General features: G+C 69.2%; 15 protein-coding genes. 10 read left to right on the forward strand and 5 right to left on the reverse strand.

Going from position 1 to position 18942, the window contains the following annotated elements; translation table 11 throughout:
• Positions 1–19: 19 nt before the first annotated feature.
• From ACTWJ5_RS05655 to ACTWJ5_RS05675, 5 genes are read left to right on the forward strand one after another with little or no spacing between them, the layout of a single operon-like run.
• Positions 20–1747 carry a DUF2138 domain-containing protein gene (locus ACTWJ5_RS05655; protein ID WP_444437720.1) on the forward strand — a complete coding sequence of 576 codons (1728 nt, stop codon included), beginning with the start codon at positions 20–22 and terminating at the stop codon, positions 1745–1747.
• Positions 1717–2367 carry a DUF1175 domain-containing protein gene (locus tag ACTWJ5_RS05660; RefSeq protein ID WP_043272337.1) on the forward strand — a complete coding sequence of 217 codons (651 nt, stop codon included), beginning with the start codon at positions 1717–1719 and terminating at the stop codon, positions 2365–2367. Before ACTWJ5_RS05655 ends, ACTWJ5_RS05660 begins: the two co-directional genes overlap by 31 nt.
• Positions 2364–6908, forward strand: coding sequence for an alpha-2-macroglobulin family protein (locus tag ACTWJ5_RS05665; RefSeq protein WP_444437722.1), 4545 nt, complete (start codon positions 2364–2366; stop codon positions 6906–6908). The genes ACTWJ5_RS05660 and ACTWJ5_RS05665 overlap by 4 nt, the downstream gene beginning before the upstream one ends.
• Entirely contained in the window at positions 6909–8564 is a 1656-nt protein-coding gene (locus ACTWJ5_RS05670; RefSeq protein ID WP_444437724.1) for a DUF2300 domain-containing protein, read from the forward strand.
• Between the two features lie 5 nt (positions 8565–8569).
• Entirely contained in the window at positions 8570–9367 is a 798-nt protein-coding gene (locus ACTWJ5_RS05675) for a YfaP family protein (RefSeq protein WP_253391822.1), read from the forward strand.
• Between the two features lie 442 nt (positions 9368–9809).
• On the opposite strand, the gene ACTWJ5_RS05680 is transcribed toward ACTWJ5_RS05675, so the two are convergent.
• Genes ACTWJ5_RS05680 through gatC form a run of 5 tightly spaced genes read right to left on the reverse strand, consistent with a single transcriptional unit; the run spans position 9810 to position 13866 of the window.
• A complete protein-coding gene (locus ACTWJ5_RS05680) occupies positions 9810–10196 on the reverse strand; it encodes a carboxymuconolactone decarboxylase family protein (RefSeq protein ID WP_074977654.1) in 387 nt (128 codons plus the stop codon).
• Positions 10197–10207: 11 nt separating this feature from the next.
• Entirely contained in the window at positions 10208–10594 is a 387-nt protein-coding gene (locus ACTWJ5_RS05685) for a septal ring lytic transglycosylase RlpA family protein (protein WP_074977658.1), read from the reverse strand.
• Positions 10595–10647: 53 nt separating this feature from the next.
• Positions 10648–12093 carry an Asp-tRNA(Asn)/Glu-tRNA(Gln) amidotransferase subunit GatB gene (gatB, locus tag ACTWJ5_RS05690; protein WP_253412174.1) on the reverse strand — a complete coding sequence of 482 codons (1446 nt, stop codon included), beginning with the start codon at positions 12091–12093 and terminating at the stop codon, positions 10648–10650.
• Between the two features lie 11 nt (positions 12094–12104).
• Positions 12105–13559 carry an Asp-tRNA(Asn)/Glu-tRNA(Gln) amidotransferase subunit GatA gene (gene gatA, locus ACTWJ5_RS05695; RefSeq protein ID WP_116422611.1) on the reverse strand — a complete coding sequence of 485 codons (1455 nt, stop codon included), beginning with the start codon at positions 13557–13559 and terminating at the stop codon, positions 12105–12107.
• Positions 13560–13578: 19 nt separating this feature from the next.
• Positions 13579–13866 (reverse strand): Asp-tRNA(Asn)/Glu-tRNA(Gln) amidotransferase subunit GatC, encoded by a 288-nt coding sequence (gene gatC / locus ACTWJ5_RS05700; protein ID WP_074977663.1) that lies wholly within the window; start codon positions 13864–13866, stop codon positions 13579–13581.
• A 241-nt stretch (positions 13867–14107) separates the two neighbouring features.
• Here gatC and mreB point away from each other — a divergent pair, with 241 nt between their 5' ends.
• The 5 genes from mreB (at position 14108) to rng (ending at position 18930) form a co-directional block, all read left to right on the forward strand.
• Positions 14108–15145, forward strand: coding sequence for a rod shape-determining protein MreB (gene mreB, locus ACTWJ5_RS05705; protein WP_009617768.1), 1038 nt, complete (start codon positions 14108–14110; stop codon positions 15143–15145).
• Positions 15146–15272: 127 nt separating this feature from the next.
• Positions 15273–16289 (forward strand): rod shape-determining protein MreC, encoded by a 1017-nt coding sequence (gene mreC / locus ACTWJ5_RS05710; RefSeq protein ID WP_444439539.1) that lies wholly within the window; start codon positions 15273–15275, stop codon positions 16287–16289.
• Positions 16289–16777: a rod shape-determining protein MreD gene (gene mreD / locus ACTWJ5_RS05715; RefSeq protein ID WP_261746891.1), complete on the forward strand. Its 489-nt coding sequence runs from the start codon at positions 16289–16291 to the stop codon at positions 16775–16777. Before mreC ends, mreD begins: the two co-directional genes overlap by 1 nt.
• A 71-nt stretch (positions 16778–16848) precedes the next feature.
• Positions 16849–17433, forward strand: a complete 585-nt coding sequence (locus tag ACTWJ5_RS05720; RefSeq protein WP_074977671.1) for a Maf family protein — start codon at positions 16849–16851, stop codon at positions 17431–17433.
• Positions 17434–17472: 39 nt separating this feature from the next.
• On the forward strand, positions 17473–18930 hold the full coding sequence (gene rng / locus ACTWJ5_RS05725; RefSeq protein ID WP_009617773.1) for a ribonuclease G: 1458 nt from the start codon (positions 17473–17475) through the stop codon (positions 18928–18930).
• Positions 18931–18942: the final 12 nt, after the last annotated feature.

The following is an 18942-nucleotide window of genomic DNA, read 5'->3' on the forward strand; positions in this document are numbered from 1 at the left end:
GAAATGGGATCGAGCAAGCATGAGCGACAACACTTCCCCCAGCCCCACTCCTTCCGCCGACACCGCGCCGGTGAAACGCTGGCCGCTGATCTTCGGTGGCCTGGTGCTGGCCCTGCTGGTCTTCGGCGGCCTGCTGGCACGCTACGTCTGGCTGGCGCCGCCGAGCGGCCCGCTGGCCGGGCTGGATGTACCGCCGGCCAATGCCCCGGGCCGTGACATCAAGCACCCGGACGCGCTCATCGAAAGCGCCTCGCTCGCCCGCCTGCCCAAGGAACTGCTGGAGGTGCCGCTGCTGCGCGACACCCTCACCGAGGACTTCGTCTTCTACTACGAGAACGACGGCGACCGCCTCGGCCTGGCCGGCAGTCTGCGGCGCATCGTCTACGAGCACGACCTGACGCTGAAGGACAGCCTGGTCGAGGAACTGCTCGACCAGCCGGCCCAGGTCGCCCTGTGGCGCGGCGCCGACGGCCGCCTGCGCGACTTCCTGGTGGTGATGAAGCGCGGCGGCCTGGCCAGGCTGCTGGAGCCGCTGGCGCACATCGCCGCCGGCGACAGCCAACTGCGCAAGGTCGGCGAGCTGAAGGGCGGCACCGGCGTCTACCGCCTGCGCTACAACGCCCAGAAGAGCCTGCTGTTCGCCTCCAGCGGCGACTACCTGGTGCTGCTGTCCAACCCGAAGATGCTGTTCCCCAACGCCAGTGACGACGAACCCGGCGAGGCCGACGCCCAGGTCAGCGCAGACCTGGCCGCCCTGCTCGGCGGTGACGACGCCTTCCCGCGCGCCTTCGGCCTGGGCCCGCGCGGCGAGCTGAGCCAGCGCATCAGCCTTGGCGCCGGCGCCCTGGCCATGGGCTACCAGCGCTTCATCCCGGCCTTCGCCGGGGTGCGCTTCGACAAGGACGCCAAGGGCTGGAGCAGCTACCTGGCGCTGAACGCGGTGGAGCGCCAGCCGGACCTCGACTTCAGCCCCGTGTGGCAGGCCATGCCCATGGGCGCCAGCGCCTGCGTGGCCCTGCCGCTGACCCCGGGCCTGTACGACAGCCTGCTGGTGCGCCTGGGCGCCGAGCAGAAGATGGCCGCGGCCTTCTCCGAACACCTCTCCGGCGCCGCCGGCCTGTGCTGGTACGCCGACTCGCGCCTGTACACGCCGCTGCTGGTGGCCACGCTCAGCGCGCCGCCCGGCCCGGAACTGGACGCCGACCTGGGCAGGCTGTTCGACAGCCTGGTGGGCGCCTACGAGGCCAACGCCGAAGGCGGCAACTTCCCAGTGGACGAGCAGAACCAGGGCGAGACCCACAAGTGGCTGCGCCAGGTCAGCTCCAATTTCGGCCAGTACGCCGCCGCCGATGCGGCCGACCCGGACGCGCTCAGCGGCCGCGGCTTCTTCCGCGTCGGCCTGGCGCGGCAGGGCAGCACCCTGTTGTTCTCCCTCGACGACCAGTTGCTGGACAAGGCCCTGGGCACCCTCGACAAGCGCTTCCCGCCGCTGGCCGACGTGCTGCCCAAGGATGCCCTGGTGCCGGCCTACCTGGCGCCGCAGTCGCTTTCCACGCTGCTCCAGCGCGAAACCCTGGACAGCCTGCCGCAGGACATGGAGCCGGTGTTCCGCAACGCCGCCGACAGCCTGTTGCTGCCGCGCCTGAAGGCCCTGGCCGGGCACGGCGGCTACGCCCTCGGCCTGCCCGCCGGCAGCCGCGCCGAACAACCCTGGCAATGGCTGCCGCTGCAGTGGCGCGCGCTGTGACGGCACGCGCCCTGCTGCTGGCGTTCGGCCTGTGGGCCGCCCAGGCCGGCGCGGCGTCGCTCGATCCGGAGCAGTCCCAGGTATTCCGCGCCTGGTTCGTGCGCATCGCCGAGGAACAACTGCGCCAGGGCCCCAGCCCGCGCTGGCACCAGCAGGACTGCGCGGGCCTGGTGCGCTTCGCCGCCAACGAGGCGCTCAAGCCCCACGACGCCAAGTGGCTGCGCGCCAACGGCCTGTCCAACCGCTACCTGCCGCCGGAGCTGGCGCTGAGCGACGAGCAGCGCGCCCTGGCGCAGAACTGGCGGCAGGGCGGCGGCCAGGTCGGCCCCTACGTCAACGCCATCAAGCTGATCCAGTACAACAGCACCCTCGTCGGCCGCGACCTCAACCAGGCGCGGCCGGGCGACCTGATCTTCTTCGACCAGGGCGACGACCAGCACCTGATGATCTGGATGGGCCGCAACATCGCCTACCACACAGGTACCAGCACGCCGACCGACAACGGCATGCGCTCGGTCAGCCTGCAACAACTCATGACATGGAAGGACACCCGATGGATACCCGACCCTGCCAACCCCAACTTCGTCGGCGTGTACCGCTTGTCGTTCCTCGCCCGATGAAGCTGCTCGCGCTGTGCGCCGGCCTGGCCCTGGGCGGCCTGCTGGCGGGCGCGCCGGCGCAGGCCCGGGCCGACGACGAGGTGCCGGCGAGCAACTACGCGCCGATCAGCGGCGAGTCGTTCTTCCTGCTCGCCGACAGCAGCTTCGCCCCCGACGAAGAGGCCCGCGTGCGCCTGGAAGCGCCGGGCCGCGACTACCGCCGCTACCGCATGGAGGCCTACGGCGGGGTGGACATGCGCGTCTACCGCATCGACAAGCCGCTGGACTTCCTCAAGCGCCAGAAGAACCTGCACCGGGTGCTGGCCGAGGGGCAGTTCAAGGGCGAGGGGCTGTCCAACACCCTGGCCTACCTGTGGGACAACTGGTACCGCAAGTCGCGGCGGGTGATGCAGCGCGCCTTCTCCTACGAGTCGCGCAAGCAGGTCACCGAGGTGGTGCCGGAGCTGAAGATGGGCCAGGCCATGGCCGCGCCCACGCCCTACGATGCCCAGCCGCAGTACGCGCCGATTCCCGGCCTGCCGCTGGTCGAGCAGTTCCGCTATCCGCTGTGGGATGCCAAGCCCATCGAACCGCCGGCCGACGTCAAGCTGGCCGGCTCCTCCAGCGAGTTCATCAACGTCTCGCCGGGCAACGTCTACGTGCCGCTGGGCAAGCTCAAGCCGGGGCTGTACCTGGTCGAGGCGCTGGTGGGCAAGTACCGCGCCACCACCGTGGTGTTCGTCTCCAGCAGCGTGGCGGTGAGCAAGATCGCCGGCAACGAACTGCTGGTGTGGTCGGCGCGCAAGCATGAAGGCACCCCGGTGCCGGATACCCAGGTGCTCTGGACCGACGGCCTGGGCGTGATGAGCAGCGGCCGCACCGATGCCGAGGGCCTGCTGCGCCTGCAGCACGCCAGCCCCGAGCGCTCCTTCGTGATCGGCGAGGACAAGGAAGGCGGCGTCTTCGTCTCGGAAAACTTCTACTACGACAGCGAAATCTACGACACCAAGCTCTACGCCTTCACCGACCGCCCGCTGTACCGCCCCGGCGACTGGGTGGCGCTGAAGATCTACGGCCGCGAATTCAAGAACGCCCGCGACTCCGCCGCGCCCCAGGCCGCGCCGGTGAAGCTGAGCGTGATCGACGCCGCCGGCACCACCCTGCAGACCCTCGACCTGCAACTGGACCCCAAGGCCGGCGCCAACGGCCGCTTCCAGCTGCCGGACAACGCCGTCGCCGGCGGCTACGAGCTGCGCTTCGACTACCGCGGGCAGACCTACAGCAGCGCCTTCCGCGTGGCCGAGTACATCAAGCCGCACTTCGAGATATCCCTCGACCTGGCCAAGCCCGACTTCAAGACCGGCGAAGCGGTGAAGGGCAACCTGATCCTGCTCTACCCGGACGGCAAGCCGGTGGCCAACGCCAAGCTGCAACTGAGCCTGCGCGCCCAGCAGCTGTCCATGGTCGACAACGAGCTGCAGTACCTCGGCCAGTTCCCGGTGGAGCTGAGCAGCACCGAGCTTGCCACCGACGCCCAGGGCCGCGCGGCCCTCGAACTGCCGGCGGCGGACAAGCCCAGCCGCTACCTGCTGACGGTGTTCGCCAGCGACGGCGCGGCCTACCGGGTGAAGACCAGCAAGGAAATCCTCATCGAGCGCGGCGCCGCGCGCTACCGCCTGGCCGCGCCGCAGCGCTTCAGCGCGGTGGGCGACAAGGTCGAGTTCAGCTACGCGGCGGAACAGCCCACCGAACTCAAGCCCAAGAGCTATCGCTGGGTGCGCCTGGAGGACCGCTCCACGGGTGACGGCGAGGCCGGCGACGGCAAGTTCGTCATCACCTTCGACAAGCCCGGCACCTACAGCATCGAGCTGCGCGACGCCCAGGGCCAGCTGCTCGGCGGCACCGGCCACGCGGTGAGCGGGGAGGGCGTCAAGGCGGTGCCCGGCACCGTGGAAATCGTCCTCGACAAGGCCGAGTACCAGGCCGGCGACGAAGCCCTGGCGCTGATCACCTTCCCCGAGCCGGTGGACGACGCCCTGCTGTCCCTGGAGCGCGACAAGGTCGAGGCCACCGCGCTGCTGTCCAAGGGCGGCGACTGGCTCAAGCTGGAGAAGCTCAACCCCACCCAGTACCGCGCGCGCATCCCGGTGAAGCCGGACTTCTCGCCGAACCTGACCTTCTCCGTGCTCTACACCCGCGGCGGTGACTACAGCTTCCAGAACGCCGGCATCAAGGTGACGGTGCCGCAGGTGGAGATCGCTATCGCCACCGACAAGGAACGCTACGAGCCGGGCGACACAGTGACCGTCGACCTCTCCACCACCTACGCCGGCAAGCCGGTGTCCAGTCAGGTGGCGGTGGGCGTGGTGGACGAGATGATCTACGCCCTGCAGCCGGAGATCGCCCCGGGCATCGACCAGTTCTTCTACCACCCGCGGCGCAACAACGTGCGCACCAGCGCCAGCCTGTCGTTCATCAGCTACGACGTGGCCCTGCCGGGCAGCGCCAGCGCGCCGGGGCGCAGCAACCGCAGCGAGCGCGGAGTGAAGGTGCTGGAGCGGCCGCGCCGCGAGGATGTGGACACCGCCGCCTGGGAACCGAAACTGGTCACCGATGCCGAGGGCAAGGCGCGCTTCAGCTTCCGCATGCCCGATTCGCTGACGCGCTGGCGCATCACCGCGCGGGCCATGGACGGCGACGGCCAGGTCGGCCAGAAGAAACAGTTCATCCGCTCGGAAAAACCGCTGTACCTGAAATGGAGCGGCCCGAAGCGCTTCCGCGCTGGCGACAAGCCGGACCTCGGCCTGTTCGTCTTCAACCAGGGCGAGCAGGCCAAGGCCGAGCTGCTGGTGCGCTATGCCGGCCAGGAGCAGACCCAGGCGCTGGAACTGGCCAAGGGCGTGAACTACGTGCGCCTGCCAGCCCAGGCCCTGAGCGACGGCGAGTGGAGCGCCGAGCTGCGCCAGGACGGCCAGACGCGCGACAGTCTGGCCGTGCGCTTCGCCCTGGCCGCCGACGGCTGGCAGGTGCTGCAAGCGCGCAGCCTGCAACTGGCCGGGCAGAACAGCCCGCTGCAACTGCCGGCGGACGCCCGCGACATCCGCCTGCGCCTGGACGACAGCGCCGCCGCGCTGTTCCGCGGCAGCCTCGACGACCTGCTGGCCTACCCCTACGGCTGCGTCGAGCAGACCGCCAGCCGCCTGCTGCCGCTGAGCGTGGCCTACCCGCTGCTGGCCGAGGGCGAGCCGCGGGTACGCGACCGCCTGCGCCTGATCATGCAGAACAGCCGCCTGCGCCTGGTGCAGATGGCCGGGCCGAACGCCTACTTCACCTGGTGGGGCGACAACACCGACAGCGACGCCTTCCTCACCGCCTACGCCTACTACGCCGACTGGCACGCCAGCCGCGCGCTGCAGATCAGCCTGCCGCCGGAGCACTGGCAGCGCGTGCTCGACCTCTACGCCAAGCTGGCCGAGCAGACGCCGCTGCTGCAACGCGCGCTGATCCTCGGCTTCGCCCGCGACATGCAACTGCCGGTGCAGACCCTGGTCGGCGGCCTGCTCGACGACCTGGCCAAGGCCGGGGCGGGCGAGGACGCGAAGCTGCCGGCCGACGCCGAAGTCAGCCTGGTGATGGCCGAGCCGGACTCCAGCCTCGGCCTGGCCGTGGCGCGGGTGCTGGCCGCGAACCTTGCGCAGCAGGCCAAGGTGCCGCTGCCGGCGGCCTTCGCCAAGCAGTTGGACGGTGCGCGGCTGAAGGTCAACGGCAGCGACCAGCCGTTCGCCCAGGCGGTGCAGCTGTCGCTGGCGGCGCCCGACGTCAACCGCGCCCGCGTCCTGCTGGCGCGCCTGGGGCCGCAGCAGTCGACCCTGGAACGCGCCCTGGCGCTGACCTGGCTGCAGCGCGCCCTGGCCCAGGCGCCGGCGGCCGAGCCGCTCAAGCCGGGCAAGGACTGGGCCGAGCAGCAGGGCCCCAGCGGCGAGCGCTACTGGCAGTGGCAAGGCCAGGGCGTGCCCGCCGAGCTGACCCTGCAGACGCCGCCGTCGCGCCCGCTCAATGCATCGCTCAGCTACCGCAGCGCCGAGGCGCCGGCCAGCCAGTTGCCGGTGAGCATCAGCCGCCGTTTGCTGCGCCTGGTGCCGGGGGACAAGGCCTTCGAGTTCAAGGTCGAGGAGCTGGGCGACAAGCCGCTGTCCAGCGACGAGCTGTACCTGGACGAAGTGACGGTCAAGACCGAGCAGCCCGCCGCGCTGCGCTACGGCATGCTGGAAGTGCCGCTGCCGCCGGGCGCTGACGTCGAGCGCACCACCTGGGGCATCCAGGTCAGCGGCCTGGGCGGCACCGAGGCGGCCAGCCTGGAACGCGCGCGCAACGAGCCGGGCGACCTGCACTACGGCATCCCGGTGGACAGCCTGGCCGGCGAACTGCGCTTCCGCCACCTGGTGCGCTTCTCGCAGAAGGGCGAGTTCGCCCTGCCGCCGGCGCGCTATGTGCGCATGTACGCGCCGGCGGAGCAGGCCCTGGAGCAGAGCCCGGCGCTGGCCAAGGTGAAGGTGCAGTAAATGGGACGGCGCCTGGCCTGGCTGCTGCTTCTGCTGCTTCTGCTGCTTCTGCTGCCGCTGTGCGCGGCGGCGCAGGCGCCCGTCGAGCTGGCCTGGCGCAGCCCCCAGGGCGACCTGCTGCTGCGCCTGGACCAGCAGCAGGTGCTCGCCCGCGGGCCCCTGCCGGCGGACCTGCGCACGCCGCTGGGCAGCCTGTGGAAACTCTTCGTCTTCGCCTGGCTGGTGGACAACGACCGGCACGAGCCGGAGTACGCCTGCAAGGGCCAGTCCCGCGAGGAGGTCTACTGCTGCTCGGCCGGGCAGAGCATCGGCCGCGACCAGGCGCTGGTGAAGTCCTGCGGCCTCTACTACCAGCCGGCGCGCCTCGGCCTGGACGCTGCGACCTGGCGCCGCTACTGGCAGGAACGCCAGGCGCCGGCCTGGCTGCTCGACCTCGAACGCTTGCAGCCGCAGACCGAAGTGCCGGTGGCCGAACTGCTCGACATGCTGACGCGCCTGCCGGCCCAGCCCGAGGCGCGCCGCGTACTGCTCGACGTGGTAGTCAACGCCGACGACGGCCGCGCCCTGGCCAGCCTGGGCGGGCGCCTGCGGGTGAAGACCTGGAGCTGGCTCGATCCCAACGATTCGCAGGCCCGCCGCGGCGGCTTCGCCGGCTGGCTGGCGGACGGCTCGGCGGTCTGGGCCTCCGGGCCCGGCACCAGCAAGACGGTGCTGGCGCACTACGCCGAAGCCCTCGGCGCCGCGCTGCCGGCGCCCTGGCCGCGCGAGCCGGGGCGCTGCGTGGCGGTGACGCTGTTCGAGCGCTACCCGCTGCGCGAGGTCTTCGACGTCCAGGGCCGCCCGGCGGCGGCCGGCGGTCTCAGCGGCAGCTACCGGGTGAGCTTCGCGAACGGCAACAACCTGGATATCCACAGCGACGGCGAACTCTTCCTGCAGCGCGACGGCAAGCCGCAACTGGTGGCGCGCCTGGACCGCGAGGAATACGTCGCCCGGGTGCTGCAGCGCGAAGCCGCGGCGACCCCGGTCGAGGCCGCCCGCGCCCTGGCCGTGGCCATCCGCAGCTACCTGCTGCAGCACGCCGGGCAGCGCGGCGAGTGCCTGAGCATCGCCGACAGCAGCCAGCGCCAGCGCGTCGCCCCGCGCCCGGCCACGGCGCAGATGCGCGCCGTGGCGGCCTTCACCGATGGCCTGGTGCTGGCCGGCAGCCCGGTCACCTACCACGCCGACCAGGCCGGCCCGGCGAAACTCTCCTGGCAGGACGCCAAGGCCCAGGCGGCCAATGGCCTGCGCTTCGACGCCATCCTCGCCCGCGCTTTCCCGCAGGCCAGCTTGAGCGCCTGGAGCAACCCGGTGGCCGCCTGTCAGCCGCTGCCGGCGGCCGAGGACTGGCTGCGCAAGCAGCGCCGCGCATGGCGCACGAGGCTGGATAGCGAGCCGGGCTACGAGGAACTACAGAGCTTCGCCGTGTGCCAGCTGTCCTCTGGGCGCCCCTACGTCGACCGCGAGCGCCAGCGCATCTACGTGCGCGGCCTGTACTCGCTGCAGGACCGCCTCGACCTCACCCACGAATACCTGCACCTGGCCTTCCAGGCGCACCCCAACGGCCAGGACGAGGGCTTCGTCGAAAGCCTCGCCCGCCGCCTGATACTGGAATGACCGCCATGAAGCTGCGTCCCTGCCTGTTCCTCCTCCTCATCACCGGGCTCGCCCAGGCCGCCGAGCCGGGCATCCGCCTGGACGCCCCGCTGGGCGGCTGGCGCCCTGGCAACGGCGAGGGCGCCAACTTCCGGCAGACGGTGAACTACCCGGCGGCCTCGGTGAACACCCCGGCCGACCAGGCCATGACCGCGCGGATCAAGGGCGAGATCGCCAACGCGGCGAAGGACAAGCCGGCCACCCTGGTGGTCAACGGCGTGTCGATGCCGCTGAAGATCGGCGAGGACGGCGGCTTCGACAGGCCCTACGCGTTCCCGGCCGGCAGCAACAGCCTGGAAGTGATCAGCCCGGACGGCCAGCAGCGCAAGCGCGTGCAGTTCTACCACGGCGGTGGCGGCGGCGAGGTGCCGGCCAAGCTGCGGGTGATGCTGTCCTGGGACAGCGACAACACCGACCTCGACCTGCACCTGGTGACCCCCGACGGCGGCCACGTCTGGTACGGCAACCGCAGCCTGCCCAACGGCGCCACCCAGGACGTCGACGTGACCACCGGCTACGGCCCGGAAATCATTGCCACGCCTACGCCGCTCAAGGGCGCGTACCTGGTCTACGTGAACTACTTCGGCGGCGGTTACAGCCAGGACGAGGAGAGCGGCGACGTGGAAGCCGCCCAGCCGCTGACCACGGCGAGGGTGACGATAGTGACGGAGGAGGGCACGCCGAACGAGAAGCAGGAGAGCTTCCTGGTGCCGATGCGCCAGCCGGGGGAGCTGACGTTGGTGAAGCGGTTCAGTTATCCCTGAGAGGCAGAGGCTTTTCGTAGGAGCGAGCTTGCTCGCGAACGGCTCTGCTGCGAGGCGGGTTCGCGAGCAAGCTCGCTCCTACGAAAGCGCCGAAGTTGCCGGCTGACTCCATGCTTTCCCTTTACGCCGAACGGCTCCCTCTCCCTTCAGGGAGAGGGCTGGGGAGAGGGTTACGGACTTCGCCGGCGCTCCGGCGCATAGCCTGAGCTCCGCTCCCTCTCCCTAACCCTCTCCCTGAAGGGAGAGGGGACCGTCCGGAGCGAGCTGGAATCGCGGAGCTCCCGGTTATCCGCCATTGGCCCCGGTCTCCGGCGTTCCGGCTGTCGTAGGAGCGGACCTTGTCCGCGATAGCTGGACGTATCGGCGCGATAAGGATTGCCCCAACACCATGCCCATGTAGGAGCGCGCCCTGCGCGCGATTCGCGGGCAAGGCCCGCGCCCGTCAGGCCTTCTGATCCCCCTGCCACGCCTCGATCACTTCCTGCGCCGCACGGAACGCATCGATCGCCGCCGGCACCCCGGCGTAGACCGCGCAATGCAGCAGCGCCTCGCGAATCTCCTCCACCGTGCAGCCGTTGTTCAGCGCGCCGCGCACGTGGCCTTTCAGCTCCTGCGGGCATTTCAGCGCGGTCAGGGCGGCCAGGGTGATCAGGCTGCGGGTCTTGCGCGGCAGGCCGTCGCGGGACCAGACGCTGCCCCAGGCGTTTTCGTTGACGAAGTCCTGCAGCGGCTGGGTGAACTCGGTGGCGTTGTTCAGGGCGCGGTCGACGAAGGCGTTGCCCATCACTTCGCGGCGAACCTGTTCGCCGGCCTTGCGCTTGTCGGTCATGCTCGGTGCTCCTAATCGATGGCTTCCAGGCGCACCGGCGCGGTGCCGCTGCGCAACATGTTGAGGCGTTCCGCGGCCGCCCGCGACAGGTCGATGATCCGCCCGCGGCCGAAGGGCCCGCGGTCGTTCACCCGCACCACCACGCTGCGGCCGTTGTCGAGGTTGGTGACCTTCAGCCGCGTGCCGAACGGCAGGCTGCGGTGCGCGGCGGTCAGTGCGTGCTGGTCGAAGCGCTCGCCGCTGGCGGTTTTCTTCCCATGGTGCGCGCGGCCGTAATAGGACGCGGTGCCCTCGGCGCGGTAGCCGCGCGCCGAGCCGCTTTCATAGGACGAACTGGCGCAACCGGCCAGCAGGGCCAGGCCGCAGAGCAGGGCAGGCAGGGCGAGGGAGCGCAGCATCGAACCTCCGGACGAAAAAACGCCGGGCAAGCCCGGCGTCAGGAAGAATGGGCTCAGCTTTCGAGCTTTTTCTTCAGCAGTTCGTTCACCTGCCCGGGGTTGGCTTTCCCCTTCGAGGCCTTCATCGCCTGGCCGACGAAGAAGCCGAACATCTTGCCGCGCTTGGCCTCGTCGCTGGCGCGGTACTGTTCGACCTGCTCGGCGTTGGCCGCCAGCACTTCGTCGAGCATCTTGTCGATGGCGCCGGTGTCGGTGACCTGCTTCAGGCCCTTGGCCTCGATGATCTGGTCGGCCGAACCTTCGCCGGCAGCCATGGCCTCGAAGACCATCTTGGCGATCTTGCCGCTGATGGTGTTGTCCTTGATGCGCAGGATCATGCCGCCCAGCTGCTCGGCGGAAACCGGCGACTGCTCGATCTCCAGGCCGTCCTTGTTGAGCAGGCTGGAGAGCTCGCCCATCACCCAGTTGGCCGCCAGCTTGGCGTCGGCGCAGATGCCCTGCACCTGCTCGAAGTAATCGGCCATCTCGCGGCTGGCCGAGAGCACGCTGGCGTCATAGGCAGACAGGCCGTACTGGCTCTCGAAGCGCTCGCGCTTCTGGTCCGGCAGCTCCGGCAGGCCGGCGCGCAGATCGTCGAGGAAGCTGCGCTCGATCACCACCGGCAGCAGGTCCGGGCAGGGGAAGTAGCGGTAGTCGTTGGCTTCTTCCTTGCTGCGCATGGAGCGCGTCTCGTCCTTGTTCGGGTCGTACAGGCGGGTTTCCTGCACCACCTTGCCGCCGTCCTCGATCAGGTCGATCTGCCGCTGCACTTCGTGGTTGATCGCCTTCTCGATGAAGCGGAAGGAGTTGACGTTCTTGATCTCGGCGCGGGTGCCGAACTCGGCCTGGCCCTTCGGGCGCACCGAGACGTTGCAGTCGCAGCGCAGCGAGCCCTCGGCCATGTTGCCGTCGCAGATGCCCAGGTAGCGCACCAGCGCGTGGATGGCCTTCACATAGGCCACCGCTTCCTTGGCGCTGCGGATGTCCGGCTCGGAGACGATCTCCAGCAGCGGCGTGCCGGCGCGGTTCAGGTCGATGCCGCTCATGCCGTGGAAGTCTTCGTGCAGGCTCTTGCCGGCGTCCTCTTCCAGGTGCGCGCGGGTGATGCCGACGCGCTTGACGGTGCCGTCTTCCAGGGTGATGTCGAGGAAGCCCTTGCCGACGATGGGGTGGTCCATCTGGCTGGTCTGGTAGCCCTTGGGCAGGTCCGGGTAGAAGTAGTTCTTGCGCGCGAAGACGTTGCGCTCGGCGATTTCGGCGTTGATCGCCAGGCCGAACCGGCAGGCCATGCGCACCGCCTCGGCGTTGAGCACCGGCAGGGTGCCGGGCATCGCCAGGTCGATCAGGCTGGCCTGGGTGTTGGGCTCGGCGCCGAAGGTGGTGGCGCTGCCGGAGAAGATCTTCGATTGGGTGGCGAGCTGCGCGTGGATTTCCAGCCCGATCACGGTTTCCCATTGCATGTGCGTCGTCCTCAGAATCCAGCCGGTGCTTGTTTGTGCCAGTCGGTCACCTGTTGGTACTGGTGCGCGACGTTGAGCAGGCGGCCTTCCTGGAAGTACGGGGCGAGCAGCTGCACGCCCACCGGCAGGCCATCGACGAACCCGGCGGGCATGGACAGCCCGGGGATGCCGGCGAGGTTGGCGGTGATGGTGTAGATGTCTTCCAGGTACTGGGCGACCGGGTCGTCGTTCTTGGTGCCGAGCTTCCAGGCCGGGTTCGGCGTGGTCGGGCCGAGGATGACGTCGACGTCGGCGAAGGCGCTGACGAAATCGTTCTTGATCAGCCGGCGAATCTTCTGCGCCTTCAGGTAGTAGGCGTCGTAGTAACCGGCGGAAAGCGCGTAGGTGCCGACCATGATGCGGCGCTTCACCTCGGCGCCGAAGCCTTCGGCGCGGGAGCGCTTGTACAGGTCCTGCAGGTCCTTGGGGTTCTCGCAGCGGTAGCCGTAGCGCACGCCGTCGAAGCGCGACAGGTTGGAGCTGGCCTCTGCAGGCGCGATCACGTAGTAGGCCGGGATGGCGTGCTGCATGTTCGGCAGGGAGATGTCCTTGACCTGCGCGCCCAGTTGCTTGAGCTGCTCGACCACGGCCAGCACCGCGTCGGCGATGCGGCTGTCCAGGCCGGCGCCGAAGTATTCCTTCGGCAGGCCGATGCGCAGGCCGGCCAGGGGCTTGCCCAGGGCGGCCAGGTAGTCGTCCAGCGGCTGGTCGACGCAGGTGGAGTCCTTGGGATCGAAGCCGGCCATGGCGCCGAGCATCAGCGCGCAGTCCTCGGCGGTGCGGGCCAGCGGGCCGGCCTGGTCGAGGCTGGAGGCGTAGGCGATCATGCCCCAGCGCGAGACGCGGCCGTAGGTCGGCTTGATCCCGGTGAGGTTGGTCAGCGCCGCCGGCTGGCGGATCGAGCCGCCGGTGTCGGTGCCGGTGGCCGCAGGAATCAGGCGCGCGGCCACGGCCGCGGCCGAGCCGCCGGAGGAGCCGCCGGGCACGCGGCTGGTGTCCCAGGGGTTCTTCACCGCGCCGTAGTGGCTGGATTCGTTGGCCGAGCCCATGGCGAACTCGTCCATGTTCAGCTTGCCCAGGCTCACGGCGCCGGCGGCGGCCAGGCGCTCGACGACGGTGGCGTCGTAGGGCGAGACGAAGTTGTCGAGAATCTTCGAGCCGCAGCTGGTGCGCACGCCCTGGGTGCAGAACAGGTCCTTGTGGGCGATGGGCGCGCCGAGCAGGGCGCCACTTTCGCCATTGGCGCGCCGTTGGTCGGCTGCCTTGGCCTGGGCGACGGCCTGTTCGGCGGTGACGCTGATGAAGCTGTTCAGCTGCGGGTCGAGCTGCTCGATGCGGCTCAGCAGGGCACGGGTCAGCTCTTCGGCGGAGAACTGTTTGTCGGCGAGGCCGCGGGCGACTTCGGCGAGGGTCAGTTGGTGCAGCATGGGTCCGTGTCCTTCCTTATTACTCGATCACTTTCGGAACCAGGTACAGGCCGTCTTCCACGGCCGGTGCGATGGCCTGGTAGGCCTCGCGCTGGTTGCTTTCGGTCACCACGTCCTGGCGCAGGCGCTGGGTGGCTTCCAGGGGGTGGGCGAGGGGTTCGACGCCGTCGGTGTTCACCGCCTGCATCTGGTCGACCAGACCGAGGATGTTGTTCAGGGTCGCGGTGGTCGGTTGGACGTCGGTTTCCGCCAGGCCCAGGCGGGCCAGGTGGGCGATTTTTTCCACGTCGGAGCGGTCAAGCGCCATCGGGGGTCTCCAGGCTAGAGCTGCCAGCGTCGATCGGACGCATGGCCGGACGAAACGTAGGCGGGGGAACGGAACCCGCGGCGGGCGGTCCCAGGGACCGCGGGGACAGGCCTCAAAGGCGCTGAAAGTCAAGCAATTTAACACAATGCCGCCTTGCCCAAAATCCCCGTCGTTGTTAGAGTTTGCCGCACTTTTTTACCCGCGCATTTTTCACCCACGCATCGTCCAGGGTTCCCTTTCCATGTTCAAAAAATTGCGTGGCATGTTCTCCAGTGATCTGTCGATCGACCTGGGCACTGCCAATACCCTTATTTATGTGCGCGAACGCGGCATCGTCCTCAATGAGCCTTCGGTAGTGGCCATCCGCAACCATGGCAACCAGAAGAGCGTGGTCGCCGTCGGCACCGAGGCCAAGCGCATGCTCGGCCGCACCCCGGGCAACATCTCGGCCATCCGCCCGATGAAGGACGGCGTCATCGCCGACTTCAGCGTCTGCGAGAAGATGCTGCAGTACTTCATCAACAAGGTGCACGAGAACAGCTTCCTGCAGCCCAGCCCGCGCGTGCTGATCTGCGTGCCGTGCAAGTCCACCCAGGTGGAACGCCGCGCCATCCGCGAGTCGGCCCTCGGCGCCGGCGCCCGCGAGGTGTACCTGATCGAGGAGCCCATGGCCGCGGCCATCGGCGCCGGCCTGCCGGTCGAGGAAGCCCGTGGCTCGATGGTCGTCGACATCGGCGGCGGCACCACCGAGATCGCCCTGATCTCGCTGAACGGCGTGGTCTACGCCGAATCCGTGCGCGTCGGCGGCGACCGCTTCGACGAAGCCATCGTCACCTACGTGCGCCGCAACTACGGCAGCCTGATCGGCGAATCCACCGCCGAGCGCATCAAGCAGGAGATCGGCGCGGCCTTCTCCGGCGGCGAAGTGCGCGAGGTGGACGTCCGCGGCCGCAACCTGGCCGAAGGCGTGCCGCGCAGTTTCACCCTGAACTCCAACGAGGTCCTGGAAGCTCTGCAGGAATCCCTGGCGACCATCGTCCAGGCGGTCAAGAGCGCCCTGGAGCAGTCCCCGCCGGAGCTGGCCTCGGACATCGCCGAGCGCGGCCTGGTGCTGACCGGTGGTGGCGCCCTGCTGCGCGACCTGGACAAGCTGCTGGCCCAGGAAACCGGCCTGCCGGTGATCGTCGCCGAAGACCCGCTGACCTGCGTGGCCCGTGGCGGCGGCAAGGCGCTGGACATGATGGACCGTCACTCCATGGACCTGCTCTCCACCGAGTGAGGTGGGAGCCTTGAGGGTGGTTGACGTTTTGTCGCGCGCGGCGAAACATCAACCGCCTTCAATCAGCTAGGAGCTGGTCATCAAACCGCTATTCTCCAAAGGGCCCTCGCTGGGCGTGCGCCTGCTGGTGCTCGCCGTGCTCTCGGTGGGCCTGATGGTGGTCGACGCGCGTTTCGACTACCTCAAGCCCGTGCGCAGCCAGATGGGCCTGGTGCTGACCCCCTTCTATGGCGTGGCCGACCTGCCGGTGCGTGCCTGGGAAGGCGTGCGCGACCAGTTCACCAGCCGCAGCGAGCTGCTCGCCGAGAACGAACGGCTGAAGGCCGAGTCGCTGCTGATGCAGCGCCGCCTGCAGAAGCTGGCCACCCTGACCGAACAGAACGTGCGCCTGCGCGAGCTGCTCAACTCCGCCGCCCTGGTGGACGACAAGGTGCTGGTCAGCGAGCTGATCGGCGTCGACCCCAACCCCTTCACCCAGCGCATCCTCATCGACAAGGGCTCGAAGGACGGCGTGTTCCAGGGCCAGCCGGTGCTCGACGCCAGCGGCCTGATGGGCCAGGTGGTCGAGGTCATGCCCTACACCGCCCGCGTGCTGCTGCTCACCGACACCACCCACAGCATCCCGGTGCAGGTCAACCGCAACGGCCTGCGCGCCATCGCCGTCGGCACCGGCAACCCGGAGCGCCTGGAACTGCGCTTCGTCGCCGACACCGCGGACATCAAGGAAGGCGACCTGCTGGTCAGCTCCGGCCTCGGCCAGCGCTTCCCGGCCGGCTACCCGGTGGCGGTGGTCAAGGAAGTCATCCACGATTCCGGCCAGCCGTTCGCGGTGATCCGCGCCGTGCCCACCGCGAAGATGAACCGCAGCCGCTACGTGCTGCTGGTGTTCAGCGACAGCCGCACCCCCGAACAGCGCGCCACCGAGGCCGCCGAAGCCCAGGCCGAGGCCGACCGCAAGGCTGCCGAGGCTGCCGGCCAGGCACCGGCGCCGAGCGCGCCTGCGCCCGCCGCTCCAGCCACGCCTGCCGCTCCGGCTGCCCCGACCCAGGGCGCCGCTCCGGCACCCGCACCCGCCGCGCCGGCCGCGACCCCCGCGCATCCGCCGGCGCCGGCCCAGGCCGCGCCACAAAGGAACCGTCACTGATGCCCGCCCAAGGACCGCGCAACGGCTGGCTGATCTGGGTCAGCCTGTTGCTGGCGCTGCTGCTGTCGGTGGCGCCGATGCCCAGCTTCACGGAAATCGGCCGGCCGCTGTGGCTGGCGCTGTTCCTCACCTTCTGGGTGCTGATGGTGCCGCAGCGGGTGGGCATGGTCACCGCCTGGGTCTGCGGCCTGGCCGAGGACGTGCTGTACGGCAGCCTGCTCGGGCAGAACGCGCTGATCCTCAGCCTCATCGTGTTCCTGGTCATGGCCCTGCAGCAGCGCCTGCGCCTGTATCCCGTCTGGCAGCAGTGCCTGGTGCTGATGGTGGTCTACGGCCTGGCACAACTGGTGCAGCTGTGGCTCAACGCCCTGACCGGCAACCGTCCGCCGACCCTGGCCTTCCTGTTGCCGGCGCTGGTCAGCGGCCTGCTCTGGCCCTGGGTGCTGGTGCTGCTCAAGGGCCTGGGCCAGCGCCTGAAGGTCTACTAATACCCGTCCCGCCGCTTCCCACCTGGCACGGGCCAGGGGAGGGGCGGCCGGGACTCTTCCGGGAGTCGCAGATGCCCCAGCTTTACCTGGCCTCCAGCTCGCCGCGCCGGCGCGAGCTGCTGACACAGATCGGCCTGTCCTTCCACCTGGTTTCCGGCAATATCGACGAAACGCCGCAGGACGGCGAGACGCCGGCCACCTACGTCGAGCGCCTGGCGCGCGGCAAGGCCCTGGCCGGACTGACTATGCTTGCCCAGAGGCCCGACGTCTGCGTGCTCGGCGCCGATACCGCGGTGGTGCTCGACGGCCGCATCCTCGGCAAGCCGGCGGACCGCGAGGACAGCCTGGCCATGCTGCGCGCGCTGTCCGGCCGCCAGCACCAGGTGCTGACCGCGGTGGCGGTGGCCGACCGCGACCGTTGCGAGGTGCGGGTGGTGACCAGCCTGGTATCGTTCCGCAATGTTTCCGAGGCCGAAGCCGAGGCCTACTGGGCCACCGGCGAGCCCCAGGACAAGGCGGGCGGCTACGCTATCCAGGGGCTGGCGGCTATCTTCGTCAACCGCGTCGAGGGCAGCTACAGCGGGGTGGTCGGCCTGCCCCTGTGCGAGACCGCGGAACTGTTGGCTGACTTCGCGATCCCTTGCTGGCAGTCTTGAAGAAGTAGCGCTGCACACGGGCGCGATAAGGAAGGGCGCATGAGCGAAGAGATCCTGATCAATATCACGCCGATGGAATCGCGCGTGGCGGTGGTGGAAAACGGTGTCCTTCAGGAAGTCCACGTCGAGCGCACGCTGCGCCGCGGGATAGTCGGCAACATCTACAAGGGCAAGGTGGTCCGCGTGCTGCCGGGGATGCAGGCGGCCTTCGTCGACATCGGCCTGGAGCGCGCGGCCTTCATCCATGCGGCGGAAATCTCCACCCGCGAGGGCAGCGCGGTGGAAAGCATCGGCGCCCTGGTCCACGAGGGCCAGAGCCTGGTGGTGCAGGTCACCAAGGACCCGATCGGCACCAAGGGCGCGCGCCTGACCACGCACCTGTCGATCCCCTCGCGCTACCTGGTGTACATGCCGCGCACCAGCCACGTCGGGATTTCCCTGAAAATCGAGGACGAGCAGGAGCGCGAGCGCCTCAAGCAGGTGGTGGCCAAGTGCGTCGAGGCCGAGGGCATCGTCGAGAAGGGCGGCTTCATCCTGCGCACCGCCGCCGAGGGCGCCGGGGAGGACGAAATCCTCGCCGACATCCGCTACCTGCGCCGGCTGTGGGACCAGATCGACGCGCAGATGCAGACGGTCGGCGCGCCGACGGTGATCTACGAGGACCTGTCCCTGGCCCAGCGCACCCTGCGCGACCTGGTCAACCCGCGCATCGAGAAGATCCGCGTGGATTCCCGGGAGAACTTCCAGAAGATCACGCAGTTCGTCGACGAACTCATGCCGGAAATCGCCGACCGCCTGGAGCACTATCCCGGCGAGCGGCCGATCTTCGACCTCTACGGCGTCGAGGACGAGATCCAGAAGGCCCTGGAGCGCAAGGTGCTGCTCAAGTCCGGCGGCTACCTGATCATCGACCCGACCGAGGCGATGACCACCATCGACGTCAACACCGGCGCCTTCGTCGGCCACCGCAACCTCGAAGAGACCATCTTCAAGACCAACCTCGAGGCGGCCACCGCCATCGCCCGCCAGCTACGCCTGCGTAACCTCGGCGGGATCATCATCATCGACTTCATCGACATGGAGGACGAGGAGCACCGCCGCCAGGTCCTGCGCACGCTGGAGAAGCAGCTCGAGCGCGACCACGCCAAGACCAACATCATCGGCATCACCGAGCTGGGCCTGGTGCAGATGACCCGCAAGCGCACCCGCGAGAGCCTGGTGCAGGTGCTCTGCGAGCCCTGCCCGTGCTGCCAGGGGCGCGGCATGCTGAAGACGCCGGAAACCATCTGCTACGAGATTTTCCGCGAGATTCTCCGTGAGGCCCGCGCCTACCAGGCCGATTCCTACGTGGTGCTGGCCAACCAGAAGGTGGTCGACCGCCTGCTCGACGAAGAGTCGGGCAACGTCGCCGATCTGGAGATGTTCATCGGCCGCACCATCAAGTTCCAGGTCGAGCCGATGTATTCCCAGGAGCAGTACGACGTGGTCCTGCTCTGAGGCGCGCGGCTG

The organism is Pseudomonas sp. A6, from assembly GCF_052367875.1.
In the GTDB taxonomy this organism is placed as follows: Bacteria; Pseudomonadota; Gammaproteobacteria; order Pseudomonadales; family Pseudomonadaceae; genus Pseudomonas; species Pseudomonas citronellolis.